The organism is Nocardia sp. Tas62D01, from assembly GCF_055232035.1.
The window spans coordinates 1,855,623-1,881,077 of the sequence record NZ_JBUYUZ010000001.1 but is presented as its reverse complement, the minus strand read 5'-3'; the positions used below and the strand labels follow the sequence as shown (position 1 = coordinate 1,881,077).

The 25,455-nt window shown below is 66.0% G+C and carries 27 protein-coding genes, 1 tRNA gene and 4 pseudogenes; 11 read left to right on the top strand and 21 right to left on the bottom strand.

What is annotated here, in order from left to right; translation table 11 throughout:
- Positions 1-6: 6 nt before the first annotated feature.
- Positions 7-588, bottom strand: a complete 582-nt coding sequence (locus ACV7NQ_RS09180; protein WP_463359229.1) for a PPA1309 family protein — start codon at positions 586-588, stop codon at positions 7-9.
- Positions 589-822: 234 nt separating this feature from the next.
- Between ACV7NQ_RS09180 and ACV7NQ_RS09175 the strand changes: the two genes are divergently transcribed.
- Positions 823-3,828 (top strand): UPF0182 family protein, encoded by a 3,006-nt coding sequence (locus ACV7NQ_RS09175; protein WP_463359228.1) that lies wholly within the window; start codon positions 823-825, stop codon positions 3,826-3,828.
- A 158-nt stretch (positions 3,829-3,986) separates the two neighbouring features.
- Here ACV7NQ_RS09175 and ACV7NQ_RS09170 read toward each other — a convergent pair.
- Positions 3,987-4,161 (bottom strand): annotated as a pseudogene (locus tag ACV7NQ_RS09170) (transglycosylase family protein); the annotation flags it as partial.
- A 264-nt stretch (positions 4,162-4,425) separates the two neighbouring features.
- On the opposite strand from ACV7NQ_RS09170, the gene ACV7NQ_RS09165 reads away from it, so the two are divergent.
- Positions 4,426-4,499, top strand: a tRNA-Met gene (locus tag ACV7NQ_RS09165).
- 85 nt (positions 4,500-4,584) lie between these two features.
- Here ACV7NQ_RS09165 and ACV7NQ_RS09160 read toward each other — a convergent pair.
- Positions 4,585-4,785 carry a helix-turn-helix domain-containing protein gene (locus ACV7NQ_RS09160; RefSeq protein ID WP_463359227.1) on the bottom strand — a complete coding sequence of 67 codons (201 nt, stop codon included), beginning with the start codon at positions 4,783-4,785 and terminating at the stop codon, positions 4,585-4,587.
- A 434-nt stretch (positions 4,786-5,219) separates the two neighbouring features.
- Between ACV7NQ_RS09160 and ACV7NQ_RS09155 the strand changes: the two genes are divergently transcribed.
- Complete coding sequence (locus tag ACV7NQ_RS09155; RefSeq protein ID WP_463359226.1) at positions 5,220-6,449, top strand: ISAs1 family transposase; 1,230 nt, start codon at positions 5,220-5,222, stop codon at positions 6,447-6,449.
- Between the two features lie 610 nt (positions 6,450-7,059).
- Here ACV7NQ_RS09155 and ACV7NQ_RS09150 read toward each other — a convergent pair.
- Positions 7,060-7,971 (bottom strand): cutinase family protein, encoded by a 912-nt coding sequence (locus ACV7NQ_RS09150; RefSeq protein ID WP_463359225.1) that lies wholly within the window; start codon positions 7,969-7,971, stop codon positions 7,060-7,062.
- Between the two features lie 928 nt (positions 7,972-8,899).
- Positions 8,900-9,301, bottom strand: coding sequence for a nuclear transport factor 2 family protein (locus ACV7NQ_RS09145; protein ID WP_463359224.1), 402 nt, complete (start codon positions 9,299-9,301; stop codon positions 8,900-8,902).
- Positions 9,302-9,397: 96 nt separating this feature from the next.
- Between ACV7NQ_RS09145 and ACV7NQ_RS09140 the strand changes: the two genes are divergently transcribed.
- A complete protein-coding gene (locus ACV7NQ_RS09140; RefSeq protein ID WP_463359223.1) occupies positions 9,398-9,925 on the top strand; it encodes a PadR family transcriptional regulator in 528 nt (175 codons plus the stop codon).
- A gap of 118 nt (positions 9,926-10,043) precedes the next feature.
- On the opposite strand, the gene ACV7NQ_RS09135 is transcribed toward ACV7NQ_RS09140, so the two are convergent.
- The 3 genes from ACV7NQ_RS09135 to ACV7NQ_RS09125 all read right to left on the bottom strand — a co-directional run bounded on the left by ACV7NQ_RS09135 (position 10,044) and on the right by ACV7NQ_RS09125 (position 12,138).
- On the bottom strand, positions 10,044-10,742 hold the full coding sequence (locus ACV7NQ_RS09135) for a response regulator (protein ID WP_463359222.1): 699 nt from the start codon (positions 10,740-10,742) through the stop codon (positions 10,044-10,046).
- On the bottom strand, positions 10,739-11,899 hold the full coding sequence (locus tag ACV7NQ_RS09130) for a sensor histidine kinase (RefSeq protein ID WP_463359221.1): 1,161 nt from the start codon (positions 11,897-11,899) through the stop codon (positions 10,739-10,741). The genes ACV7NQ_RS09135 and ACV7NQ_RS09130 overlap by 4 nt, the downstream gene beginning before the upstream one ends.
- Positions 11,900-11,967: 68 nt before the next feature.
- Positions 11,968-12,138, bottom strand: a complete 171-nt coding sequence (locus tag ACV7NQ_RS09125) for a hypothetical protein (RefSeq protein WP_463359220.1) — start codon at positions 12,136-12,138, stop codon at positions 11,968-11,970.
- On the opposite strand from ACV7NQ_RS09125, the gene ACV7NQ_RS09120 reads away from it, so the two are divergent.
- Positions 12,137-13,057, top strand: coding sequence for a sterol desaturase family protein (locus ACV7NQ_RS09120; RefSeq protein ID WP_463359219.1), 921 nt, complete (start codon positions 12,137-12,139; stop codon positions 13,055-13,057). The two genes, ACV7NQ_RS09125 and ACV7NQ_RS09120, sit on opposite strands and share 2 nt — an antisense overlap.
- A gap of 371 nt (positions 13,058-13,428) precedes the next feature.
- On the opposite strand, the gene ACV7NQ_RS09115 is transcribed toward ACV7NQ_RS09120, so the two are convergent.
- Positions 13,429-14,232 (bottom strand): nuclear transport factor 2 family protein, encoded by an 804-nt coding sequence (locus ACV7NQ_RS09115; protein WP_463359218.1) that lies wholly within the window; start codon positions 14,230-14,232, stop codon positions 13,429-13,431.
- 113 nt (positions 14,233-14,345) lie between these two features.
- Here ACV7NQ_RS09115 and ACV7NQ_RS09110 point away from each other — a divergent pair, with 113 nt between their 5' ends.
- Both ACV7NQ_RS09110 and ACV7NQ_RS09105 read left to right on the top strand, forming a co-directional pair.
- Positions 14,346-15,137, top strand: coding sequence for a phosphatidylethanolamine N-methyltransferase family domain-containing protein (locus ACV7NQ_RS09110; RefSeq protein ID WP_463359217.1), 792 nt, complete (start codon positions 14,346-14,348; stop codon positions 15,135-15,137).
- A 213-nt stretch (positions 15,138-15,350) separates the two neighbouring features.
- Positions 15,351-16,712, top strand: coding sequence for a TIGR01777 family oxidoreductase (locus tag ACV7NQ_RS09105; protein ID WP_463359216.1), 1,362 nt, complete (start codon positions 15,351-15,353; stop codon positions 16,710-16,712).
- A gap of 90 nt (positions 16,713-16,802) precedes the next feature.
- Here the strand turns inward: ACV7NQ_RS09105 and ACV7NQ_RS09100 are convergent, their stop codons facing one another.
- From ACV7NQ_RS09100 to ACV7NQ_RS09085, 4 genes are all read right to left on the bottom strand, one after another.
- On the bottom strand, positions 16,803-16,961 hold the full coding sequence (locus ACV7NQ_RS09100; RefSeq protein WP_463365592.1) for a hypothetical protein: 159 nt from the start codon (positions 16,959-16,961) through the stop codon (positions 16,803-16,805).
- A gap of 289 nt (positions 16,962-17,250) precedes the next feature.
- A complete protein-coding gene (locus ACV7NQ_RS09095; RefSeq protein WP_463359215.1) occupies positions 17,251-18,096 on the bottom strand; it encodes a MerR family transcriptional regulator in 846 nt (281 codons plus the stop codon).
- A 180-nt stretch (positions 18,097-18,276) separates the two neighbouring features.
- Positions 18,277-18,453, bottom strand: coding sequence for a hypothetical protein (locus ACV7NQ_RS09090; RefSeq protein ID WP_463359214.1), 177 nt, complete (start codon positions 18,451-18,453; stop codon positions 18,277-18,279).
- A gap of 47 nt (positions 18,454-18,500) precedes the next feature.
- Positions 18,501-19,082, bottom strand: coding sequence for a DUF7691 family protein (locus tag ACV7NQ_RS09085; protein WP_463359213.1), 582 nt, complete (start codon positions 19,080-19,082; stop codon positions 18,501-18,503).
- A gap of 31 nt (positions 19,083-19,113) precedes the next feature.
- Here ACV7NQ_RS09085 and ACV7NQ_RS09080 point away from each other — a divergent pair, with 31 nt between their 5' ends.
- Positions 19,114-19,326: a hypothetical protein gene (locus tag ACV7NQ_RS09080; RefSeq protein ID WP_463359212.1), complete on the top strand. Its 213-nt coding sequence runs from the start codon at positions 19,114-19,116 to the stop codon at positions 19,324-19,326.
- On the opposite strand, the gene ACV7NQ_RS09075 is transcribed toward ACV7NQ_RS09080, so the two are convergent.
- Both ACV7NQ_RS09075 and ACV7NQ_RS09070 read right to left on the bottom strand, forming a co-directional pair.
- On the bottom strand, positions 19,321-19,578 hold the full coding sequence (locus tag ACV7NQ_RS09075; protein ID WP_463359211.1) for a hypothetical protein: 258 nt from the start codon (positions 19,576-19,578) through the stop codon (positions 19,321-19,323). The genes ACV7NQ_RS09080 and ACV7NQ_RS09075 overlap by 6 nt on opposite strands.
- Before the next feature lie 45 nt (positions 19,579-19,623).
- Entirely contained in the window at positions 19,624-19,962 is a 339-nt protein-coding gene (locus ACV7NQ_RS09070; protein WP_463359210.1) for a hypothetical protein, read from the bottom strand.
- 35 nt (positions 19,963-19,997) lie between these two features.
- Between ACV7NQ_RS09070 and ACV7NQ_RS09065 the strand changes: the two genes are divergently transcribed.
- Positions 19,998-20,351, top strand: coding sequence for a DUF4291 family protein (locus ACV7NQ_RS09065; protein ID WP_463359209.1), 354 nt, complete (start codon positions 19,998-20,000; stop codon positions 20,349-20,351).
- On the opposite strand, the gene ACV7NQ_RS09060 is transcribed toward ACV7NQ_RS09065, so the two are convergent.
- The 3 genes from ACV7NQ_RS09060 to ACV7NQ_RS09050 form a co-directional block, all read right to left on the bottom strand.
- Complete coding sequence (locus ACV7NQ_RS09060; protein WP_463359208.1) at positions 20,260-21,054, bottom strand: MBL fold metallo-hydrolase; 795 nt, start codon at positions 21,052-21,054, stop codon at positions 20,260-20,262. The genes ACV7NQ_RS09065 and ACV7NQ_RS09060 overlap by 92 nt on opposite strands.
- A 47-nt stretch (positions 21,055-21,101) precedes the next feature.
- Positions 21,102-21,275 carry a hypothetical protein gene (locus tag ACV7NQ_RS09055; RefSeq protein ID WP_463359207.1) on the bottom strand — a complete coding sequence of 58 codons (174 nt, stop codon included), beginning with the start codon at positions 21,273-21,275 and terminating at the stop codon, positions 21,102-21,104.
- Between the two features lie 188 nt (positions 21,276-21,463).
- On the bottom strand, positions 21,464-21,598 hold the full coding sequence (locus ACV7NQ_RS09050; RefSeq protein WP_463359206.1) for a hypothetical protein: 135 nt from the start codon (positions 21,596-21,598) through the stop codon (positions 21,464-21,466).
- Positions 21,599-21,917: 319 nt separating this feature from the next.
- Between ACV7NQ_RS09050 and ACV7NQ_RS09045 the strand changes: the two genes are divergently transcribed.
- The gene (locus ACV7NQ_RS09045) at positions 21,918-23,117 is read left to right on the top strand and encodes an alpha-hydroxy-acid oxidizing protein (RefSeq protein WP_463359205.1); all 1,200 of its coding nucleotides are present in this window, start codon (positions 21,918-21,920) and stop codon (positions 23,115-23,117) included.
- Here the strand turns inward: ACV7NQ_RS09045 and ACV7NQ_RS09040 are convergent.
- From ACV7NQ_RS09040 to tnpA, 3 genes and pseudogenes are all read right to left on the bottom strand, one after another.
- Positions 23,103-23,323 (bottom strand): annotated as a pseudogene (locus ACV7NQ_RS09040) (IS200/IS605 family transposase); the annotation flags it as partial. The gene ACV7NQ_RS09045 and the pseudogene ACV7NQ_RS09040 sit on opposite strands and share 15 nt — an antisense overlap.
- 20 nt (positions 23,324-23,343) lie before the next feature.
- Positions 23,344-24,573 carry an IS110 family RNA-guided transposase gene (locus ACV7NQ_RS09035; RefSeq protein ID WP_463365473.1) on the bottom strand — a complete coding sequence of 410 codons (1,230 nt, stop codon included), beginning with the start codon at positions 24,571-24,573 and terminating at the stop codon, positions 23,344-23,346.
- Between the two features lie 249 nt (positions 24,574-24,822).
- A pseudogene (tnpA, locus tag ACV7NQ_RS09030) lies at positions 24,823-25,068 on the bottom strand (IS200/IS605 family transposase); the annotation flags it as partial.
- A 160-nt stretch (positions 25,069-25,228) separates the two neighbouring features.
- Here tnpA and ACV7NQ_RS09025 point away from each other — a divergent pair.
- A pseudogene (locus ACV7NQ_RS09025) lies at positions 25,229-25,426 on the top strand (zinc ribbon domain-containing protein); the annotation flags it as partial.
- Positions 25,427-25,455: the final 29 nt, after the last annotated feature.

The following is a 25,455-nucleotide window of genomic DNA, read 5'->3' as shown; positions in this document are numbered from 1 at the left end:
CGGCCGCTACTCGAAGGTGTGGTGCAGGGCCTCTATGACGTTGGGCGCCAGATTCGGGTAGGTGCGCAGGTCGAGGTCGCCGAACTCGTCGGCGTCGTCCTCGGGCCGCACCTGCAGCAGCGCCAGCGAGGTGCCCGCGCGCAGCACTGCCGCGAACAACCGTGCCTCGCGGCGGTCCGGGTGCGCTTCGGCGGCGGCGCGGGCGGCCGCGTCGGCGGCCTCGTGATCGGCGAGCAGCGGCGCGAGCGCATCGTCGAGCGTGCTCTCGGCGTCCGGTGGCAGCACCACGATCTCCTGCACCAGCACACAACCCTGGACGGCGTCGGGCCAGCTGGTGGTCGCGAGGAACTCGTCGAGGGCCATCGACCCGCCGGTCACATCATCGGGAAACGATTCCTGGGCAATGGGGGTGAGTTCGTTGGCCTGGTCGAGTTGGTCGACCAGCCCCGGCTCGGCCGCGACCAGATCCGCGGTGGGCACCAGCGCGAACATCTGCGGCGGGTTACCCCAGCCCTCGGCATCCACGAATTCCGCGACCTCCCGGACGGAACGGGCGAGGACGAGTTCGGCGTGCAGATCAGCGGTCACGGGGACATCCAACCAAACGCTCGATCGATCGCGGAGCGCTGGTGCGGATAATCGCGGCCCCGAGACAGCGCGCCCGCGACCCCGCAGCCTGTGTATTTGCAGCCTTGCGGGCTTGACAGTGTCCGATTCCGTAGAGTGGGCGCGGAATAGGGTCCGTATGGACCACCTGAACATCGGACTGCGGCGCATCGGCCGGAATCGGTGCGAGCGCCGCCGGACTTGGAGCGTGGCATCGTGGGCATGCGGCCCCCCACCGGCTTACCTTCGTTGTCCCGACGCAGCCGAGTGCTGCTAGTGGCAGCCATCATTGTGGCGGCGCTGCTGTTGTTGGGACCGCGCCTGACCGACACCTACACGAACTGGTTGTGGTTCGGCGAGGTCGGCTTCCGCAGCGTCTATCTCACCGTCCTGCGTACGCGGGTGCTGTTGTTCCTCGTGGTCGCGCTGTTCGTCGGTCTCGTCGCCTGGCTGGCGTTGCTGCTCGGCTACCGGACCCGGCCGGTGTTCGTGCCGGTGACGGGTCCGAATGATCCGATCGCGCGCTATCGCACCACGGTGATGAGCAGGCTGCGGCTGTTCGGCATCGGTATCCCGGTGCTGATCGGATTGCTGTCCGGGCTGGTGGCGCAGTCGAATTGGGTCACAGTGCAGCTGTTCCTCAATGGCGGCTCGTTCGGGCAGAAGGATCCGCAGTTCAATCTGGACGTGGGGTTCTACGCCTTCGATCTGCCCTTCTATCGGATGGTACTGAACTGGCTGTTCGTCGCCGTGGTGATCGCGTTCTTCGCCAGTCTGGTGACGCACTACGTCTTCGGCGGCCTGCGCCTATCCGGCAAGGAGGGCACGCTGACCCGTCCCGCGCGCATCCAACTTGCCGTGCTTGCAGGACTTTTCGTGCTGCTCAAGGCCGTCGCGTACTGGTTCGACCGCTATGAGTTGCTCTCCAGCAGTCGCAAGCAGCCGACGTTCACTGGCGGTTCCTATACCGACATCAACGCGGTGTTGCCCGCCAAGCTGATCCTGCTGTCCATCGCGGTGATCTGCGCGGTGGCGTTCTTCGCCGGCATCGTGCTGCGCGATCTGCGGGTGCCCGCGATGGCGGCCGCGCTGCTGGTGCTGTCGTCGATTCTGGTCGGCGCGGTGTGGCCGCTGGTGGTCGAGCAGTTCTCGGTGCGTCCGAACGCGGCCGACAAGGAAAGTGAATACATCCAACGCAATATCGCCGCCACCAGGCAGGCGTACGGCATCACCTCCGACAAGATCGACTACAAGGATTACAAGGGCGAGAGCAGCAAGAATCCGGTCGATGTGCCGGTCGACGCCGCGACCATCGGCAATGCCCGGCTGCTCGATCCGAACATCCTGTCGCCCACCTTCACCCAGCTGCAGCAGCGGAAAAACTTCTACGGCTTCCCCGAGTCGCTGAACATTGACCGCTACAACATCGACGGCGACATCCAGGACTACATCGTCGCCGCCCGTGAGCTCTCCCCGGCGACCCTGAGCGGCAACCAGACCGACTGGATCAACCGCCACACCGTCTACACCCACGGCAACGGCTTCGTCGCCGCCCCGGCCAACCGAGTCAACAAGCCGCAGTCCGAGGATCCCAACGCGGCCGGCGGCAGCAGCGACAGCGGCTACCCGATCTTCATGGTCAGTGACCTGTTCACGCCGCCGGACAAGCAGCGGATCCGGGTCGACCAGCCGCGGGTGTACTACGGCCAGCTGATCTCGCAGGCCAATCCGGACTACGCGATCGTCGGCTCGACGGATGGTCAGCGTCCGCGCGAATACGATTCCGACACCGCGCAATACACCTATGCAGGCAAGGGTGGCGTGCCGATCGGCAATTGGTTCAACCGGTTGGCGTTCGCGGCCAAGTACGCCGAGCGCAACATCCTGTTCTCCTCGGCCATCGGTAAAGACTCCAAGATCATCTTCAACCGCAGCCCGCGTGACCGGGTGCAGAAGGTGGCGCCGTGGCTGACGACGGACGGGAATGCGTACCCGGCGGTCGTCGGTGGCCGGATCCAGTGGATCGTCGACGCGTACACCACGCTGGACAACTACCCCTACGCCCAGAACACCTCGCTGGAGGGCGCGGTCGAGGACAGCATCGACAAGAAGACCGGTCGACTGCTGCCGCCTAAGCAAGTCAGCTACATCCGCAACTCGGTGAAGGCCACCGTCGATGCCTACGACGGCACGGTGACCCTGTACGAGGTGGATCCCACCGACCCCGTGCTGAAGGCATGGCGCGGTGTGTTCCCCGGTGCGGTCAAGCCGGAGAGCGACATCTCGCCGGAGCTGCGTGCGCACTTCCGGTATCCGGAGGATCTGTTCAAGGTGCAGCGCGAGATGCTGACCAAGTATCACGTGGACGATCCGCGAGAGTTCTTCACCAACAACGCTTTCTGGTCGGTGCCGAGCGATCCGACGATAGAGGGCGGCGGCACCTTCAACCAGCCGCCGTACTACGTACTGCTGGGCGATCCGCAAACGAACAAGCCGGTCTTCAATCTGACCAGCGCGATGGTCGGCTACAACCGGCAGTTCTTGTCCGCCTATATATCGGTGCGTTCCGATCCGGACGGCTACGGCAAATTCACTATTCTGCGATTGCCGACCGATACCCAAACCCAGGGTCCACAGCAGACACAGAACACAATGACGACAGCGCCGGAAGTGTCGAGTCAGAAGACATTGCTGTCCAATTCGAACAAGATCAAATATGGCAATCTGCTGACATTACCGGTCGCCGACGGCGGAATCCTTTATGTGGAACCGCTTTACAACGAACGCAATACCGGGCCGAACACATCGACGTTCCCGCAGTTGCTCCGAGTGTTGGTGAGCTATCGCGACCAAGCGGGCAGTGTGAAGGTGGGCTATGCCGCCACCCTGGCCGAAGCGCTGAACCAGGTGCTGCCCGGATCCGGTTCGCTGGCAACGCCATTCGGCGGTGATCCGGCGACAAGGCCGAAACCCGGCGCCGCGCCGGCTCCGGCGGAAGGCACCACGCCGCCACTTCAGACCGGCGGTACGCCATCGGTACCTCCGGGCGGCGTCACCCCGCCACCGGGCTCATCGCCGACCAAGGACGCCGCGGCCGCGGAGCTGAACCGGAAGATCGAGAACGTGCGTAATGCCATGCGCACCGGGAACTTCCAGGATTTCGGCAGGGCATTGGACGAACTGGACGCCGCGGTGAAGGCGTACCAGGACGCCGGTCGCTGACCCGCATCCGCACACGAGAACGGCCCTGCCGCCCGGAAAGGGGTGACAGGGCCGTTCTGGCATCGGGTCCGGAAAGAAGGACCGGAGATCAGCGGAAGAGCGAGTTGATCAGGCCGCTGTTCTGCTCCAGCACTGGTCCTGCAGGCTGGCCTGCTCTAGGTGCTCTGCGAGAACTGCAGGCCGCCGGAGTAGCCGTTGCCGGTGTTGATATTCCCCAGTTGCTACCGCTCTCGCACTGCGTGACACCGTCCCAGTTGTATGGGTGGGCGCGGCAGACGCGGTGGTGGTGGAGAGACTGAACGGTACTGCAACGAGGGCGCCGGTGACGGCCACCGGGGGTGTCCGAGACCACTACGAAATAGTGACCCGGGTCACGTTTGAAACCTATATCGAGGGGTGTTGTGTGCGCGCCCGTGCTCGGGAGTTTCACTTCGAGCCTCCGCCTCGAGTCATGCCGATGGTGTCGTGGGCTACGTCACCGCGTACCTTTTCGGTCTCCCGACCGACCCCTGTCGACCGACGCTGACCGGGCAAACGCCCTGCTTGGGGGGCGATTTGCCATCTGCGCGCAGACGTGTGTAATCTTATGTTTACCGACGCGGGGTGGAGCAGCTCGGTAGCTCGCTGGGCTCATAACCCAGAGGTCGCAGGTTCAAATCCTGTCCCCGCTACTAGGGAAATGGCCCGGAACACACAGTTTCGGGCCATTCTTTCTTTATTGGTGCGTTGGAGCTTATTCGGGAACCTCAGCCAAGCTCAGGATTCTGGATCCACCGTCGGGTTCGGGCCGGCGTCGCCAAGTAGATAGTTCGCGCCGCGAACCGCCGCATCCGCTACATCGTGAGCGTCGCTGAGCAGTAGCCGACGTGCCCCGTGCAGGCGGATCCGTTTCTGGAACTGGACTGGTGTCATCGCGGTGACCGCGCGGAAGTGCCGGTGGAAGGAGGCCGTGCTCATCTCGGCCAATCGCGCCATGTCCTCGATATGGAGTGTTCTGTGTGGTGGTCCCGGATCCAGCGGATTGCGCGCCTGATGTGGGTCAGACAAGGTTGCGGCTGGGGTGATTGCGGACGCCGAGCTGATGCGGTTCTATGCCGGATAGCACCGGAATCGGGTATCGAGACCGTCATTCCCCGACATCCTCATCACGCCCAGGAACGCGGTCATCGACGGGAGAGTCGATGTCGCATTCGCCATGCGCAATGGGCGACCGAACCGCTGCCCCCGGTGGCCCCGGAGTGGTGCGATGGCAGGGCTCCGGCGTTGTCGGGGTCTAGGTCATGAGCTGCGGAAACCGGTTGCGCGACACGCCGGTTCGGGATGCGAGGCGGACACGGGCTTCTCGGTGACGATGAAGGTTCCTACGCCTGAATCGATTTCCGGAGTCGCCCGTGTCCGCTGGTCCAGTATCGCTTGCCGAGCCCGTGGTGGAGGTGTTGACCCGTCGGCGCGTCGAACCGGCACCGTCGCCGCTACCGCAGGACCGGGTGATCGCGCCGTGTTTGCTACAGATGTTGGGGACGGTGCCCGACCCCCGCGATCCACGCGGGGTCCGCTACCCGTTGACCGCGTTGTTGGCGATCATGATCCTGGCCACCGCGGCCGGGATGCGGTCGGTGGCCGGGATCGCCTGTTGGACCCGTACCGCGCCGACGGAAGTGTTGACGCAGTTGGGCATCCGGGTCCGACGCCCGAGCGAGAAGACGTTGCGCACGATTATGGCCCGCCTCGACGCCGCCGACCTGGACCAACGGTTGGGCGACTACTTCGCCGGCATAGCCGCCACGGTCGACACCACTACGGAGCTGATGGCCGTCGCGCTGGACGGCAAGACCGTGAGAGGTGCACGGTTGGGTGGTGGCCGGGCACCGCACCTGGTGTCGATGTTCGCCCACCACACCCGCCTGGTCCTGGGCCAGTTGGCGGTCGCCTCGAAGACCAATGAGATCCCAACGGTCCGGAAATTACTGCAATTATTCAGTCGCACAACGCTTTTGGTGACCATCGATGCTATGCACACGCAGACCGCGACGGCGAAGCTGATCTGCGGAAAGCTGAAATCGCACTACCTGATGACCGTAAAATCCAACCAGCCCGGCCTGCTGGCCCGCATCAAAGCCCAGCCCTGGGCCGCGGTGCCGGTGGTGTGCACCGACAGCGACGACAAGCCACGCCACGGCCGTATCGAGACCCGCACCTTCAAAGTCCTCACCGTGACACGAGGACTCGGGTTCCCCCACGCCCGCCAGATCATCGAAGTCACCCGTGAACGCGTCCTGGTCAGCACCGGCAAGCGGACCTTCGAGACCGTCTACGCCGTGTGCAGTCTGCCCTTCGAACACGCCACACCCAGGAAGATAGCCGAATGGTTGCGCCTACACTGGGGAATCGAGAATTCGGTCCACTGGGTCCGTGATGTCACCTACGGCGAAGACCTCAGCACTCTGCGCACCGGCCATGCTCCCCAAGTCGCGGCCACGCTCAGAAACACCGCGATGAACCTCCACCGTCTCGACGGAGCCACCAACATCGCCGAGGCCTGCCGCACCACCGCGTTCAGCCCAGATAGAGGCATACACCTGCTAATGAAACCAAAAAACAGCTGGTCAGAAGCAGCTTAAGCGACAACGCCGGAGCCCTGGGTGCGATGGGTCGGGTCGGCCCTCGACAACGCCGCCGCAGAATCGTTCAAACTTGACGTTGAAGGTCGAGTTCGTGCACCAGACGAGAGCGCTCCGGCTTGGACTGCCTCGATGCTGGCAACGGAATTCGTGCCGTCACCGTGAGCGGCTTGGTTGGAGGCAGCGCTGAGCGGGCCATGTTGCCCTGGTCGCGCGTGTCCCGCATCGCCCACTACCCGCACGACATCGCCGCCGCTGTTGTGGTGGGCGTCGTCGTCGGGCTGGCGACAGCCATTGCGTTGCGCAGATACGCGACGCCACAGATCGGGAAGCTCTCCACCGGTCGGCTCCGCCCGGTTCTCAGGCCTCGCCCTCGCATGCCCGATCGCCATGGGCGCTGTGATGTTCACGATGATGCGCGGCGCGACACAAGCCCGACAATGACAACGCACACGACGAACAGATCAAACAACTGCGCGGACATTGATCGTCCGATTCGTAGGCTTGCTTGCCTCTGACGAGGTTGAACTGCACGGAGTTCATTCTTCTTGGATGGGCTTGTACCGAATCGTGGCCGGGTGGCGGGCCACGTGAGGGACCGTGCCAGCGATCAGTTCCGCGCCGCGTCGATCAGTTGTTGGTGCAGCCAGGTCAGGGGGGTGGCGCCGCCGGGGCCGATCGCGTACCGGGGGTAGCTCTGGTGGATCCCGGACTTCACGAAATCGTCGATCTGTTGCTTGCGTTGTTCGTAGGCGGAGTTGTTGAGCTGGTCGTTTAGCAGGCCGAGACCACCTGCGGCGAGGGCGTCGCCGATGAGGTTGCCCGCCTGCTGCTGATATGTACCGAGCTGGGCGGGGTCGGGGTTCGAGATCTGGGCGAAGAACCCGGCGATGCGACCGGCGAAGTCGCCGTCGGGGATCGCGCAGTACAGATCTCCTGCGGCGCAGAAGGTGTAGGTCTTCGGGGTGAGCCAGCCGAAACCGCCCAGGCGCGGACCACTGGCGCCAGCACCCGCGACGGGCGGGCCGATCAGGTTGTCGGTGGGGGAGCGGCGGGGGTCGGCGATCAGCCCGACCAATGCCACGCGGTTCGGCGGTACGACACCGAGCCCGGTGCCGATCTCGGCCGCGAGATCACCGGCGGCGTCCGCGCCCTGGCTGTAGCCCAGCAGCGCGAATCGTGTTGCGCCACACTGCTGGGCCATCGCGCTGACTAGTCCACGGGCGTTGTCGAGGGCTTCTCGTTTGGAGCGGCCGTACACGTCGCCTTCCCAAGGGAACGCGGTCGCCGCGTAGGCGACGTAGTCGGTCCGGACGTCTGCCGGCAAGTTGTTGGTGACTGCGGCGAGCATCCCCTGGCCCGGTTCGGACTTCGAAGTCTCCCACGTGCCGGGAATCGCCACGACATACATGTCGGGGCACTGTTGCGGGGCAGCTTGTGCGGTCGACGCCACGCCGATCGGAAGGACGGCGGTCACCATTGCTGCCGCGCATGCGGCGGTGTTCTTCCATCGAGAAAACATCGTGTACTCCGGGTTCACGGCCGAGCGCGTTGTCGGTTCGGCGAAGGCTACTTCGCGAGTGTAAACGGCGTCGGGATAGCGCTGGGGTAGTGGGTCAGTGGTGCGGACCTGACGCTGTGACGAGAGTCCTCGGTGAGTAATTTGCGTACGGCAGCAACCGTCGGCCTCGTTGGATCGGCACGGCGGGCGATCGCATACGCGAGTGTCCGTCGAACACGGAAGTCAGGGTCGGTTGTGAGCCCGAGCAGAAACTCCGAGTAACGCTCTGGTTCATTCAGACACAGTAGTGCGCTCGCCCGGCGGACGACAGACCGCTGTGGTCGCGTATCGCTGCCGACGACTTGACGCAAGACAAGGCTGCTGGTCTCGCGGCGCTGCCTTGGCCGCTCGCGGTACCTGGACTGGGGTACAGCGACTCTTCACAGGGCGGATTGCCGGGCCGCAGTGCGTCATGTGCGGGCCCCATATGCCGACGTCGGTGATCGTGAACCCGCCGACGCCCGGACACGGAAACTGAATCGCAGGACAGCCGCAGCGATAGACGTGTGCCGGACGGTTGGGCCGAGTAGGACGATGTCAGCGTCGCACAATCGCACCGCTCGACCCGGCACGCGTGAAAGGACTTCGAGCGCGGGGAGTCCCTGGAACACCTCGACGCGTGGCGGGCGGTCGTTTCGGACACTCGGATCGCCATCAACAGCGACAACGTCATGGAGTACGGCGTAGCCGACATGCGTTCGGTGTTCGGCTGAGCGCGCGGCTAGGACGCGACCGCGCCGCTGCGGGCGGCCAGGGTGGCGAACATGTCCTCAGTCTGGGCGCGCGACGCTGTGGAAACGCTGAGAGTGGCCCAGGCCCCAGGCCCCAGGCCCCAGGCCCCAGGAGCCGGGAGCCGGGAGCCGGTATGGCGGCGCTCGCGTAGCGATGGTCAGTAGTAACTGCGCCCGCCGGGGCCGCCGGACGCGGACCACACCTCACTGATAACACCGTTGGTGGTGCGCAGGATGTCGGTTCCGCTCACCGCGACCGGCGCTCCGTCCGGACCGGTGAACCGCGCACCGTACGGTCGCGCCACGAATCCTGTTCGGGTGTCGTCCATTTCGACGACCGGATCACCCTCCGGTACGAATCGGAGCCCCGGAACACCCGCGTGCAGACCGGCGATCTGTGCGGCGAAGGCCGTCGGATCGTGGATGTCGTCGTAGGCGTCGGCGCCCGGCTGGGCGTAGCGCAGGGTGAACTCGGGGGCCATGATCTCGTCGACGAATGCCAGGTTCCCGTTCCACATCGCGGTCCACTTGTCGAACAGATCGATGCCGAAGTCGCGCATCTCCACTCCTTATAGTATCAGTGATACGGTCTCGCTGAAACTAACATATAGTCTCAATGAGACGGTGTCAATGGAAGTGAGGAAAGAGGCGGTGGCATGCCGGAACTCGGTCCGCAGGACCACATCGTGCTGGGTCTGATCGCCCGGCACGGCCCACTCACCCCGTACGATCTCAAGGCCAAAGTCGAGGAGAGCACCGACTACTTCTGGCCGGTGCCGCACGCGCAGCTGTACCGGATTCCCGCGCGCCTGGCCGAGTTGGGTCTGCTCAGCGAGGAAGCCGAACACGGCGGTCGCCGACGCCGCGTCTTCCATCTGACCGACGCCGGCCGCGCCGAGCTGAAACAGTGGCTCGCCGATCCGCAGAGCCCGCCGGCCGAGACCCGCGATCCGGCCCAGCTCAAACTCTTCTTCGCCGATCTGGGTGACCCCGGGGATGTGGTCGCGCTCGCCCGCAGTCAGACCGCGGAGCACCGCCGCTGGCTTGAGTACTACCAATCACTGCAGACCGAGATCGACCCGACCGACACCGCCCGCGCGATCTCCCGCGCTCGTATCCTGCGGCTGGGCATCATGCACGAGCAGGCGTATGTCGACTTCTGGGACGACCTCGCCGCTGAATGAGCGCGGTGCTATCCGCGGCGGTGGCGCTTGGCGGCGCGGACGCTGAGTGCGGTCATCGGGACGATCACGTTGACCCTCGATTCCGTAGCCGCCGGACGATGCTCGAACGGCGGCTCATCTACCCGGAGCCCTGCCCCCGACTCTTCCGATCAGGAGCGAGGCGGGGGCGGGCGACCAAACCGTGCTTGTGGGCGTAGGCGACGGCGTGGATGCGGTCGCGGACACCGAGTTTGGCGAGTATGCGGGACACGTGGGTTTTCACGGTTTCTTCGCCGACGCCGAGGAAGGTGGCGATTTCGGCGTTGCTGTGTGCGTCGGCGAGCAGCAGCAGCACTTCTCGTTCGCGGGCGGTGAGTTGCTCGACCTCCGGCGGCGTGCGTGGCGGTGCGAGACTGCCCGCGAAGCGTGCGGCGAGGCGCCGCGTCATCGACGGATCGATCAGGGCGTCGCCGCGGGCGGCGATCCGGATCGCCGCGACGAGTTCTTCCGGCGGCAGGCTTTTCAGCAGGAATCCGCTGACACCCGCTTGCAGGGCGCGATAGAGGTTGGCCTCGCTGTCGTAGGTGGTGAGCACGAGGACGTGGGTGCCGCCCGCGGCGACGATGGCCTCGGTGGCTGCCAGCCCGTCGAGTTTCGGCATCCGCACATCGAGGATGGCGACGTCCGGTCGGAGCCGGGCGGTTTCGGCGACGGCGGCGCGACCGTCGCTCACCTCGGCGACACAGTCGAGGTCGGCCTGGCTGTCGACCACGGCGCGCAGGCCGGAGCGGAACATGCTGTGGTCGTCGGCGATCAGGACTCGGATCGGTAGGTTCATGATCCTCCGATCGGGACGGAAACCTCGATGTGCCAGCAGGTTCCGTCCGCCTGCGGACCGTAGCGGAGTTCGCCGCCGAAGAGTTCGGTGCGGCGTCGGATGCCGCCGATGCCGCGATGCACCGAGGCGTCGGCGCCGGACGCCGGTGCGATCGGATTGCTCGTCCGGATCACCACCAGGTTCGGCAGGTATGCCACATTCAGCCGCGCGTGCGCGCCGTCGCCGTGGCGCAGGGCGTTGGTCAACATCTCCTGCACGATTCGATAGAGCGTGATGTTCAACGAATCCGGCAGCGGCACCGCCGATCCGCGCACGGTGACCTCGACGTCCAGCCCGGCCGCCCGCACATGCTCGATCAGACCCTCGATATCGGACAGCCCGGGTTGTCGCGGCCCGTCGTCCTCGCGGCCGTGCAGCAGATCCAGTTGCCGCCGCAGGTCGACCATGGCTGCCCGGCTGCTCGTTTCCACCGCGGTCAACGACCTTGTGGCGGGCCCGTTTTCGAAATCGGCCAGTGCGATGCGCGCGGCGCCCGCGTGGATGCCGATCGCGCTGACGTGGTGGGAGATCACGTCGTGCAGGTCGCGCGCGATCGCGGCCCGCTCGTCGGCGACCGCCCGCTCCAGCGCGACCTGCTGTTCCTGTCTGCGCAGTTGCGCCTGCTGCTCGAGCTCCGCGATATAGGCGCCGCGCGCCGCGGTGTAGCGGCCGACCAACCACGGCACCACACCCACCGACACCGTCGAGGCGAGCAGCATCCGCCAGTCGTGCGAGGTGGCGCTGCCGACGAGCAGGTGCGCGGCCGCGAAGCCGGAGCAGAGCATGAGCACGGTCAGCACCGATTTCGGACCCGCCATCCACGCGCCCGCCCGATACCCGGCGACCAAGAATCCGACATCGGCGAACCGCGCCGAGAAGCCGTGCCGATGCAGCAGCAGTGCCTCCAGCAGCCGCAGCGCAACCTGCGTCACGGCCACGATGCCCGCGGTGCGCGGCGGCGCGGCCAGTGCGAGATCGGAGACGACAATGCCGATCGCCACCGCGCTCGCCTGCCACGGCGCCACCGCGAAGACCCCGGACAGCGCGAGGATCACGGTGTCGATCACCGCGGCGACCACCGCGACCACCAGCGACTGGCGGGCCAGCGACCTGCTCACGTCCACCAGTGCGCCACCGCCTCCACGTCATCCGCCAGCTCGAATTCCACGGCATCCGCCCGATCATCCTACCCAGCGTCGGGCGGCCCTCCGGGGGCTGCTGTGCGGTAACTCTGCTGCAGGGTCACCGCGGGCGCGTCCCCCGCGCGGGGGATGTCGAATCCCTCGTCGGCGCGATGTTTGCCGAGGCCGTGGCCGGTAGCGTAGCGGTGGCCGGCGGACAGCGAAGGAGATCCCATGGGCAGCATGGAGTTGTTGAGTTATGCCGTACCGGCATTCGCCTTGCTCATGCTGGTGGAGTGGATCGCGTATCGCCGCGACCCCGACCGCCCGGACAATGCGCACGCCGGACGCGACACCGTCTCCAACGTCGCGACCTTCACCCTCGGCAGACTCGTCAAACCGCTGATGCAGTACCTGGTGCCGTTCTCGGCGGTGCTGGTCACGGCTGCGGTGACCCCGCTGCACCTCTCGCCGAAGAGCTGGTGGGTGTGGGTGCTCGGCCTGGTGATCACCGACCTCTGCTACTACTGGGCGCATCGGGCCGACCATCGGGTCCGGCTGCTGTGGACCGCGCACAGCGTCCATCACTCGAGCGAGTTCTTCAACTTCTCCACCGCCCTCCGGCTGCCCTGGCTGCATCCGGTGGCGAATATGGTGCGCGGAATGGCTTGGGTGCCTGCGGCTTTGATCGGTATGCCGCCGTGGATGATCTTCCTGTTGCAGAGCATCGGGCTGCTGTACCAGTTCCCGATCCACACCCAGCGCGTCGCGACGATGTGGCGGCCGATCGAGTTCCTGTTCAATACCCCTGCGCACCACCGGATCCATCACGGCTCGAACCAGCCCTACATCGACAAGAACTATGGCGGTATCTTCATCATCTGGGACCGCATGTTCGGCAGCTTCGCCGCGGAATCCGAGCTGATCCGCTACGGGTTGACGAAGAACATCGCCACCGACAACCCGCTGAAGGTCAACTTTCATGAGCTGGCGGCCCTGATCAGCGATGTCCGTGGCGCCGAAACCTGGCGGGGCCGCCTCGGTTACGTGTTCGGGCCGCCCGGCTGGACCGAAAAGGCCAGCGGCCCTTCGACTCTGCCAGTCGTCGATACACGAGAGGCTGTCCGGGTCGCCGAATCTACTGCCGCGGTGTGATTGCCCCGAATTCGAGTGGAATCGCCGCCCGGACCGCGCAGATTGACGTGCGCGCGGTACGGCGGCGGATTGATGGTGCAGCGCGGTCCCGATTCGCCGATCCCGGCGGCCCGCCGCTGATCCTCGACCACCGCTCGTGCGGACACCCGGCGGCGCCGGTGCTGGTGTGCGAGCACTGCCGTGAACCGATCGACCCGCGAGATGTGGATCCGCGGCCGGGGCCCGGCTTCGAACCGCCGGGCGAATCGCGCGACGCGGACGAACAAGCCTCCTGACCGAGGAGGTGCTCAGTTCGGTCGTGCCGGCGCTCCGTCCGATCGAGCTGGTGCCACATCCGATCGAGCTGGTGCCACATCCGATCGAGCTGGTGCTCAGGCGTCGGTGAATATCCGAATAGCGGTGATTCGCAGCGCGCCCATGGCGAAGTCGATGAACGCGAGGCCATGGGTATCGCCGAGTTCGACGCTGGCCGACACGGTACGCCCGGCAGCGATCATCTTGTCCCACTTGATGTTCCGAGACCGATTGGTGAATTCCTCGACCGAGGCGGGGGTGCCTGCGGGCAGCTCGATGACGGTGTTGTGGTCGATCAGCCTGCGGACGCGGCTGATATCGGTGGCAGCGGCTGCGGAAAGCACCTGGGTCGCAGCGCGTTTCCCAGCCCCGCCGACTCCGAACAATGCCCGCATCATTCCGATGGCGCCGCTGAAACCCTGATTGGCGATCAACTGCGGGCCGAGTTTCAATGCGGCGCCCAGCCCGGGCAGGCCGGTGCGCAGCAGCTGCACGATCATCGCTGCCAGCTCCCAATGGGCGGCCAGGCGGGTGATTTTCCAGACGCCGTCCTCTTCGACGAGGTCGTAGCGCAGGTGCATCGGGACTGTGACGGTCGCGCCGGTCGACATGGTGGTCTGGATCATCAGGTCGCGGACCACGGTCGGCGGGATGACAAAATCGTGGTCGAGCTGGAAGGCGATCGTGTTCGGGCCGATGAAGGTGTCGTAGAAGCGCTCGATCGCGGCGCGGCCGATGTGCGGACGTGAGCCGACCGGGTCGTTGACGGTGGCGTCGGTGCCGAACAGGTCCACCCAGGCAGAGCGGTCATGTGCGGCGACGGCGCGCGGCGACGCCTGCACAGCGGCCAGCAGCTCGGCGGCCGTCGGGTCCAGCGGCATGACAGTTCCTCCGTTGTCTCGGGTCGTGACTCGAACTCATGGTAGAACATGTTCTAATTTTGCCGCCGGAACTCCGCGGAAGTATCCGGCGCACCGTTCGACAAAGGACCTCGATGGACTGGTACACCGGGAACACCGCCTACGACACCGTGCTCACGATCGCCTTCGCCTTCGCGGCCTTCGTGCTGGTCGGCGGCCTGTTCGCGCAGAGTCCGTACGGCCGCTTCGCCACCACGAAGGTCGGTTTCAATCTCAACCCCAAGCTCGGCTGGTGGCTGATGGAGATCCCCGCGACGGTGGCGTTCGCGGTGTTCTATCTGACCGGTCCGAACCGATTCGAGCCGACATCGGTTGTGCTCGCCCTGATCTGGCTGCTGCACTACGGAAACCGTGGCTGGTTCTTCCCGCTGTCCATCCGGCAGGTGCCGGGCAAGCGCAGCAGCTTCAATGTCTCGGTGCTCGGCATGGGCATGTTCGTGACCGCGCTGCACGGCTACCTCAATGGTGCGTTCTTCAGCCACGACTACAGGCACCAGTACAGCACCGACTGGCTGACCGATCCGCGCTTCCTCATCGGCGTGGTCGTGTACCTCTGCGGGTTCACCCTGCTGGTCCGGTCTGAGGCGATCGTGCGCAACCTGCGCGACAAGGACAACCCCGGTGCGGCGGAATACAAGGTTCCCTACGGCTTCGGCTTCCGATTCGTCACCAGCCCCGCCTATCTCGGCGAACTCGTCGCCTGGGCCGGGTTCGCATTGCTGACCTGGTCGCTGGCCGGTGTGGTGATCTTCCTGATCACCGCGGGCAACCTGGTGCCGCGGGCCTTCGCCACCCAGAAGTGGTATCGGGAAAAGTTCGCCGACTACCCGGTCGATCGAAAAGCGCTGATTCCCTTCGTGATCTGAGGCCGCACTGGCGTGCAGCGCGTGCGGCTGCGGGTCGGCGGGCCGGGTGCAACGGCGCAGCAGCACGCCGAGGCGGGTGTATCCAAAGATGACCGTCCGGTCGAGCAGGGTGTCGAGCAATGGGGACGCGCCGGATGGATCGGTCATGGAGTCATTCTGGTCGTAAGGCGCCGAATTTTCAGTAAACGATGCATAAACGTTGCGTCATATCGCGTGGCGACTAGAGTCGGGGTATGGGCATCGAGCGTCGTCGCCGTTCCCCGGTCCGAGGTCTTCGCCTGGCATGCCCGACCTGGGGCGTTCACCCGGCTGGCGCCGCCATGGCAGCCGGTGTCGCTGCTCGCCGAGGCGAGTTCACTGCGGGATGGCCAGGCGGTGCTCGGCCTGCCGGGCGGCCTGCGCTGGGTGGCCCGGCACGACCCAGCCGAATACGAACCGCCGCATCGGTTCACCGACTCGCTCGTCGTCGACGGCCTCGGCTCGCTTCCCGCGGGACTGCTGCTGCGCTGGCGGCATACGCATGAATTCGAGGTCGTCGACGACGACCACACGCGGATCGTGGACCGGGTCGCCTCGCCGGTGCCCGCGTTCGCGCTGCGACCGATGTTCGACTACCGGTACCGGCAGGTCACCGAAGATCTGGCCGCGCACCGCCGAGCGGCGCGGCAGGGCTTCGCGCCCTCGACCATTGCCGTCACCGGCGCATCCGGGTTGGTCGGGTCCGCCTTGACCGCATTCCTGACCACCGGCGGACACACCGTCATCCGGCTGGTTCGCCACGCGCCCGGTGATGCGAGCGAAAGGCGCTGGGATCCAGTAGATCCGGCCCCGGACCTGCTCGATGGCGTCGATGCGGTGGTGCATCTGGCGGGAGCGTCGATCGCCGGTCGATTCACCGAGGAACACAAGCAGACCATTGTCGACAGTCGCATCGGCCCGACCCGCAGGCTCGCCGAGTCGGCCGCCGTTGCCGGGGTTCCCACGTTCGTCAGCGCGTCGGCGATCGGCTACTACGGCTACGACCGTGGCGATGAAGTACTGTGCGAGAACGCTTCTCGCGGTGACGGTTTTCTGGCTGAGGTCGCCGCGGACTGGGAGGCGGCCACGGTGCCGGCGTCCGACGCCGGAGTTCGGGTGGTTTCGGTGCGGACCGGGATCGTGCAATCGCCGCGCGGTGGCACGTTGAAATTGCTGCGTCCCCTGTTCGCCGCCGGGCTCGGGGGTCGGATCGGTGACGGCAATCAGTGGTTGTCCTGGATCGGGGTCGACGATCTGGTGGACGTCTATCACCGGGCGCTGTGGGACGCGGACCTGTCCGGGCCGGTCAATGCCGTTGCACCGCAGCCGGTTCGGAACATCGATTACACCCACATCTTGGCCGCGGTGCTGCATCGACCCGCGCTGCTTCCGGTGCCGGAGTTCGGTCCGGGTCTGCTGCTTGGCGCGCAGGGCGCCCGAGAACTCGCGGCCGCCAGTCAGCGGGTAGAGCCTGCCCGGCTGATGGAGGCGGGCCACATCTTCCGCGGGCCGGACCTGGAATCGACGCTGCGCCATCTGCTCGGGCGCACGCGCTAGTCGCCCGCTCGGGTGAGCAGAAGCGGCTGTAGGTCCAGATAGCCGCAGCGGAACCCGGTCTCGGCGTGCGCGAGATACAACCGACACATCCTACGGAACACCGGATCGAAGCCGAGGTCGGGCGACCCGATCCAGCTGCGCGTCGAATCGCTGCTGCCACCGCCGCAAGGTGTGGGCGTAGTGCTCACCCATCGATAGTTGCTCGCGCACAACCAATCCAGTGCTTCGGGCCACCACATCCGCGAGCAGGCGGGTCGACAGCAGGAAGCCGCCGGGGAAGATGTACTTCGCCGCGAGCCGCCGCGCGCAGCGCCAATTCGCCCCAGCCCGTGGGCACGTCTCGTCGGTCGAGGGGCCGGTCGCGTGGGTATTTCGGAGCCCTCATCGTTTGACGACGGGTCGGGAAGCAGAGCCGGAACTCGGGCACGGCTCGTCGGTCGGATGGCCGTTGGTGTGGGTACTTCGGAGGCCTCATCCAATTGGTCGGGTGCGGCGCGACGTAGCGAAATATGTGGCCGAAGAGAGTCGGGTGGGCTGCTCAGCTCAAGTGGTCAGCGGCGACGGTGAGGTTGTCGACCCGGGTCACCGAGTCGGGCAGGATGACCGAGTCCCAGCCGGGTCCGCCAATGAAGACTCGGGCGCCCGCGGCGACGCAGGCCCGGACCGCCGAGGTCAGTGCAGTCGATTCCTGTTGGGACCACAGCACCGCCGAACCCGGGCGATCGTGCCGGGCGAGGGCATCGGTCAGTGCTGTGGTCGGCACATCGGCGCCGAGCATCTGGGCCCCGACACCGCGCTCGGCCAGGGTGGCGCGGAGCGCTTCGAGCGGGAGTGCGTGCGTCTCACCGCTGGTGCAGGCCAGCAGCACCGGCGTCGAACTCGGTCCGCCGGGCGGTGGGATGGTGCGATGCAGGACGGAGGTGATGCACCACGACAACAGATGCTCGACGTCGATGCAGCCCTCGCCATCGCCCTGCCGCGCCACGATGTCGGCAAAAGCCGGGCAGCACAACAGATCCCACGTGTCCACCACGCCATAGGACCGGAGGTGCGCGGTCAACCGGCCGCACACCGCCGTAGCGTCCAGCGCGAAGGCCGCGGTCAGCAGCGCCACACGATCGCCGAGCGTCGGGACCGCGCCGCGCACTACCGCGGCGGCGCCCGCGGGCGAGGCGCCGTCGCGGATCAGGGTCAGCATGCGTCCGAGCACCTCGATATCGGCCTCGGTATACAAGCGGTGCTGCCCCGGCCGTTGCTGCGGCGGGCCGATGTTGTAGCGACGATTCCAGCTTCGCAAGGTGGCCGTCGGAATGCCGAGACGATCGGCGACCGCGCGCACCGTGTACCCGGCCGCGTCGGAAACGGGAGCGGGACCGGCGGACATCGCCCCATTCTGCCCGGTCTGTTCCCACGTTTCGTCATGGCCGGGCACCCGCGCGTCGCATCCGACCGCCAACACCCGGCCCGGCGTTCATAGTCATGCGGTCGCGGCGGCAACCGCGAGGCCGTATTCCGCCGTCGCGACGAACCTCGGCATACAACTCGGTGCGGCTGGCGACGGTGGTCATATTCGCTCCTGGTGCGGCTCGGGATCTCGGCTGCAGGTCACGGTGACCGATCGCGCTCGAGCCTGGCTCGAGGCCGGGCGCTGATCCCATTGCGGTCGCCGAAAGGTATCCGAGTCATCGATATCGAAGTAGGACACCAGTTCCCAGGTCTCGACCAGGTCGATCGTGTTCATGGTTCACACGATGCGCCTCACCACTCGAATCACACGCGCGACGTGTATCAGCCCCAGAACCCCACGATGCTCGCGCCGGGGAAGCGCTTGATTTCTCGTATCCACGCGACGAAGTCTTCGATTCCTTCGAGGACATCGGGGGCCAACTCGTTGCGCTGTTCTGGGAGGGCCGCCTCCCATTGGCCGAGCGCGGCCCAGCAGTCCGGTCCGCTCCACTGGCCGTGGCCTGCCGCTGCCGGGACCGGGAGGCCGCCGGGTAGGCGCTGGCCCGCGAAGGCGCGCACACTGAGCCGAATGCCCAAGGCCGCCAGACCTTTGTCGATTCGAGACGGCCACGCGAAGTCGAACGGGCCCCATACGCCGTCCGACTCCGCGCCCAATACCGAGCAGACGCTCTCGTACGCGTCCAGGTAGTCGTTTGCGTACCGGTGGCTGAAGGGGCCACCGTCGATCACCGACCGCAGCGCCTCGGCGGCGGTGGGCGCCCCTTCGGCGATGCGATCGGCGCAGTCCGCATCCGCCTGGGCCATGGCCTCGGCGCACTCGACCGCGATGCGATCGAAGTGCCGATCGTCCCCGGACCCGACCACCGCGTTCAGAGAGTCAAGGTCGACAAGGTAAAGGCTCAAGTAATACCCCACGTCGGGGAGTCTATGTCCTGTGTCGTCAGGCCCGGCAGGTCGGCAGCCTACCGCCGTTGTAGGTGGCCATCTCGCCGAAGATCGACAGCACATCGAGCGGCTCGCCCAATGGGCCGCCGTCGAGTTCCACATAGGCGCGGCAAGGGTTTCCGACGATTCGCTCGGCGTCTACGAACTCGGCGAATTCGCTGTGGTCGACCTGCCGCGCGATTTCGAGAGGCGTCAGCTATAGCGAGCGGCCTTCGGCGGCCAGCTCTTGGATCCACCGGAGGTAGCGGGCGGTCTGGTCGAGTATCTCGGGGCCGGTGACCGGGCCGTGGCCGGAGACAACGGTTTTCGGGCCGAGGGCGGCGAGTCTGCGCACGGCGGTGAGGGAACCGCCGACCGAGCCCATCAGACAGAACGGGGCGGCACCCGACATGACGATGTCCCCGGCGAACAACACCCGCTCCCGCGGGAGCCAGTGCGCGAGGTGCTCGACCATCCGCGGATGCGCTCGGCCACCCACTCGACCGCGCTCGTGGACGAGCTACTGGGCAGACGAGGCGACTAGGTCGAACGTTGGTGGGACGGCGGGGTCTTGGTGATCCTGGATCGGCCGCACGTTGTGGACGTTGTCGGGGGTACGCGTCGCGTGGTCATGCGACTGGCCGTGGTTGTTGTCGCGGTCGGACAGGTATTGGGATATGAACAGCCCGGCGACGACGAGAAGCAATACGGCGCCCGCGATGCCTGCGGCGATCATCAGCATCGACTCGCAGGCCCGGATCGCAGTCCGCGCCAACGGAGTTCGAGGCGACGATAGGGAATCGTCGCTGTCTACCGGGTGCAGTGCCCGCGCCACGCCTGGCGCAACATCAACGACCATCGCCTGACCGTATTCGATCTGCCGGCCCACCCACAATGGGGGTCGGCGCTCAGCCGCCAGTCGTCGACCGCTACGTCGACGACTGGACCGTGGCCATCGAAGACGTCACGCCGACGGTCCGGAAGATCCACCGACTGCTAAAGGACGGCCGAGACCGCCGCGCCAAAGAGCGACTGCCGCTGAAAGGAGGTACCCGGTGCGCCCGGAGTTGGCGCCCGCTTGGGAATCGACAACTGACCGACCGCCGGCCAGCTGACAGCGGGCTCGAAACCGTAGCAGCACAGTGGTTATCGCTGCCTAGCCGATCGAGAAGATGTTGCCGGGTGCCGCGTAGTCGATCGGGCCGGAGAAATTGCGGGAGGCGCGGATCAGTGCCTGTTCCGGAGTGAGGAACGGGCCGACGTGGGTGATGATCAGTTGGCGCGCGTTGGCGGAGGTGGCGGCTTGTCCCGCTTCTTCCGGGGTGTGGTGCAAGGCTGCGGTGTTGTCGGGGTGCTCGGTGCTGTCGGCTTCGCACACTAGGGCGTCGCAGTTTTCGGCCAGGGTGGTGAGGCTTGCGCACGGTGCCGTGTCGCCCGAATACACCAGCGATCCGCCTGCGGTGTCGATGCGTAGGGCAAAAGCGGGCATGCCGTGGGTGACGGCTCGGGTGGTCAGCGTGAGCGAGCCGAGTTGCGCGCGGTGACCGTCGTGCAGTTCGTGGATCGCAAAGGCGGATTCGAGGGGGCTGCGGGTCGCGGTGTTGGTGAGGAAGTGGGCCAGGCGGTCGGCGATGCCGGGCGGGCCGAACAGGGGGATGGGGGCGGTGAGTTGGATGTCGGCATATAGGGCGCCGTAGTAGGCGGTCAGCAGGTCGGCGCAGTGGTCGGCGTGTAGGTGGGAGATCCAGATAGCGTCGAGCTCGTCCAGCGCGGTGTGGCGGCGGAGCTCGGCCAAGGTTCCGGTGCCAGCGTCCATCCACACGCGGGTGTCGCTGGTGGTGATCAGATAGCCGGAACAGGGATTGTCCGGACTCGGGTAGGGACTCGCGGATCCCAAGACCGTGAGGGTGAGCGGCTCGCTGATCACTCCTGGGAGTCTAGTGAAACGCATGAACCCAGCAGTTCCACGACAGCCACGCACTGGCCCCTTATCGGGAATCAGGGCGAACGAAGATCGAGGCGGCGCATCACCCGATCGACCAGGTCCGGCGGGACTCCGAGTTCGCGGCGGGCGGCGAGCCTCGCCGCGACCGGCTTCCAGCACTTCCCCGACGAACCGGCACTACGGATCGTGCGCACGGCCATCTCGCCGGGCGGAGGGCTCCTGCTCATCGAATGCATTGTCCCGCACGACAATAGCGCGCATCAGAGTCTGTGGCTCTGATGCGCGCCTTCGGTGGCCGGGAACGCACCGGAGCCGCATACGGCGACTTGTGGCCCGCGCGGGTTTTGACACCGCCATCGTGCCGACGGTCGGCCCGCATTTGATTATCGAGGCGATCCCGAACTGAGGGAGCCGACTACCACTCACCCGCGGTGGCGGGGTCCGCTAGTGCTCCCTCGGCGGTCCGTAGCCGGTCGGTGACCGCCGTCAATAGGTCCATGGACTCCTCGGATAGACCGAGCGCATGGCGCACCAGACGGCGCAGCGGCATGCTGGTGATCTGACAAACCAGAACGGCGTCGCGGTCACTCTGTCGGTCGAGGTAGTCGGGATCCACAGGGTGGTACTCACAATCTGTTTTCAGTTCCCGGACACCGTGTGGGCAGCCGGTCGGCCTGCGAACCGATGCGGAGGTCATTCCCCTTCGGATCGCTCCGAAAACCGTGACGCACATCGCATCCGTTCCTTCGCTGCGCCGTTGTCGAATGTTTCGCGACGCTCCGGCCTTGATGATGGACAGTAGCGTCTAATATTCGGCTCGGGAGGCTCGACCCTCTCATCGTCCTGCCTACCGATGGAAAGGTGCAACGATGGCGTTCGCCGATTATCAGAACGAGATCTATTTCGGCGCGCTCGGCGGTCATCCCCCACAGTTTCCGCCGGACTACGCCACCCTCGAGGCGAAGTCCGCCGCGGCATTGCCGGACTCGCTGCATTCCTACATCGCCGGCGGTGCGGGCGACGAGCTGACGCAGCGGCGCAATGTGGACGCCTTCGCGGACTGGGGCCTGGTGCCGCGCATGCTGGTCGGCGCGACCGAGCGCGAGCTGTCGGTCACCGCGTGGGGGCATACGTTCCCCAGCCCGATCTTCATGGCCCCGGTCGGCGTGATCGGGCTCCTCGGCGACAAGCACGGTGATATCGCGGTGGCCAGGGCGGCCGCGAAAACCGGTGTGCCAGCGGTGTTTTCCACTCTGATGGAGGATCCGCTGGAAGAGGTCGTCACGCACGCGGGCGCGACGCCCAGCTTCTTTCAGCTCTACACGCCCAAGAACCGCGATCTCGCGGCCAGCCTGGTGAGTCGGGCCGAGGCGGCCGGATACCGCGGCATCACGGTCACCTTGGACACCTGGATTCCGGGCTGGCGTCCGCGCGACCTCGCGACCGGCAACTTCCCACAGCTGCGCGGGCACGTACTGAAGAACTACACGTCCGATCCGGTGTTCAAGAAGCTGGTGGGTTCCGACGATCCGCAGGCCATCGTGCTGAATTGGGTGCAGACCTTCGGTAATCCGCTGTCCTGGACGGATCTGGAGTGGCTGCGTTCGCTGACGGACCTGCCGATCGTGCTCAAGGGCATCTCGCATCCCGATGACGCGCGCCGTGCCATCGACCAGGGCGTCGACGGCATCTACTGCTCCAATCACGGTGGGCGACAAGCGAATGGCGGACTCAGCGCCCTGGAGACGCTGCCCGGTGTGGTCACTGCCTGTGATGACCGGGTGCCGGTGCTGTTCGACTCGGGCGTGCGATCGGGTACCGATGTGGTCAAGGCGCTCGGGCTAGGCGCGACGATGGTTGGCATCGGCAGGCCCTACGTCTACGGCCTGGCACTGGGCGGGGTTCCTGGCCTGGTCCATGTGCTGCGGATGATCCTGGCGGAGGCCGATCTGCTGATGGCGGTCAACGGCTATCCGAACATTTCCGCGGTGCGGGAGAACATTCGAGCGACGACGAATCGTCGTGCTACCGAATGTCCGCCAGTGCGCCGCCCTTCAGGGCGGTGGTGAAGGCGGATGTGGGAGTCGGTGCAGCGGGTGAGCGTGTCCTACACCGGGCGGTCCTGCTGCTCAATATAGTGCCGTAACACGCTGATCGGGGCACCGTGCACCGATCCGGCGAAGTAGGAGCCCGACCACAGGTGTTGCGCGCGCCAGTAGTGCTGCACCAGGTCGGGGAACTCTTGGCGCAGCCTGCGTGATGACACACCTTTGAGACATCCCAGGGCTTAGCTTGTCAAGCTGCGGCTTGTTGATCTTGGGTGTGGTGTGTCCAGGCGGTGGTCTCGTTGTAGAGGGTTCCGGATTTGAGGCAGCCGTGGAGGATGCCCACGAGCCGGTTGGCGACCTGACGCAGGGCGGCACGGTGGGCTAGGCCGCGGGCGCGTTGCTTGTCGTAGTAGGCGCGGGCTCCCGGCGATACGTTGAGCGCACTGAATGCTTGGGCCATCAGCGCGTCGACGAGCCGGTCCTGGTGCACGAACCGGGCCGCGACGACCTTCATTTTCCCCGAGGCGCGGGTGATGGGGCTGGTCGCGGCATAGTTCTTGCGGGCCTTGGCGCTGGCGTAGCGGGTGGGGTCGTCCCCGAACTCGGCGAGCACCCGGGCGCCGAGGATCTTGCCCAGTCCTGGCTGGGACAAGATGATCTCAGCGGCCGGGTGCCGGCCAAAATGGGCCTCGACCTCCCCTTGCAGGACTTTCACCTGCTCGTCGAGGGTGGCCAGGACCGCGACCGCGGCGCGGGTCCCTGCCGCGTAGGCCGCCGCGATGACCTGGTTGCGGCCCAGCTGCTCGCTGCGCAGGATTGCCTGGATACGGGCGGCTCTAGCGTCGAGGTCGCCGCGGCGGCCGGCCCGCTTCAGCGCGGCCCGGATCTGGTTGAGCGACAACCGCGCCGCGGCGGCCGGGTCGGGTGCCTTGCCGAGCAGCTCCAGGGCGTCGGGAGCGTCGAGGTCGTCGAACGCTTCCAAAGCGGCGGGGAAGTACTCCCGCAACGCGTACCGTAACCGCTGCGTGTGGCGGGTGCGTTCCCAGATCAACGTTTTATGTGCTCGCGCAACAACTTTCACCGCTTCTGCGGCGGGACTGTCCCCGGCGACCGGACGCAACTGGTGCGCGTCGGTACGGACCATGTCGGCAAGGGTATGCGCGTCGGCGGCATCGCTCTTCGCACCCGAAACGCTGCGGCGTTCCCGGAACCGGGCCGCCTGCAACGGGTTCACCGCGTACACCGTGTAGCCGGCCGCGATCAACGCCGCGACCCACGGGCCACGATCGGTTTCGATCCCGATCCGTACCTGCGCGGCATCGGCGTCGTCGCCGAGGTGTTCACCGATCATGGCGTGCAGCCGGGTGATCCCGGCGATCCCTTCCGGTAATCGAGCCTTGGCCAGCCGTTTCCCGGCCTCATCCATCAGCTCGACATCGTGGTGGTCCTCGGCCCAGTCATCACCGACCAGCAGCACAGCTGTTCCCTCTTCATCGTTGTCGGACACCAAATCCGGCAGCGTGCGGGAGAACGTCGGCGACCTAATGAATCGGTGCTCACGCCGTCATGCGGCAGGCACGACATCCCATCAGCGATCCATTTCTCCCGGCCGACCGGCAGGGGCACGATCTCAAAGCAGGACTCGAAGTCCGGGGCGAATCAGTGCTCACCTACCAGCCGCTACCAGTAGCGAGTCTGCCCGATCGACCGACCCGCTACATCTCATTAGGGAGTTCACCAGCTTCGACAGCGCCACTTTCGGGGGAAAGTTCACGAGAAGGTGGACGTGGTTGGCCTCGCCGTTGAATTCGATGAGTTCGCATTCGAAGTCGCCGCACACATCCCGCATGACCTGTTCCATGCGCATGAGGTGGCGTTCGCTGAACACCCGATGTCGATATTTGGTGACGAAAACCAAGTGGGCGTGCAGCACGAAAATGCAGTGTCTGCCAGTTCGAAATACACACCGAATGCTCCGACCTGATCGCCTCCCAGAGGCGAAGTGCAGGAACCCGCCACGCCCCAGTGGCTTGCTCGAGCCGTGTGCCGCGATGAGTGGCCCGCACGGTTCCGAGGGGGCGAGGACACAGTGATGCGTCCTCGCTACCCGACTGTACGTCGAGGATTTGTGCGTGAAGGGTCTGGCGCGAACGAGGTTGGCGAGGTCGGTGCACGACGCCGGGTGGGGCATGTTCACCCGCATGTTGGAGGAGAAAGCGGCCCGGTACGGGCGCACCTTCGGCAAGGTGGATCGCTGGTTCCCATCCACGCAGATGTGCTCCGAATGTGGGGCAGTCGGCGGGAAGAAGCCGCTGCATATCCGGGAATGGACGTGCACATGCGGTGCAACCCACGACCG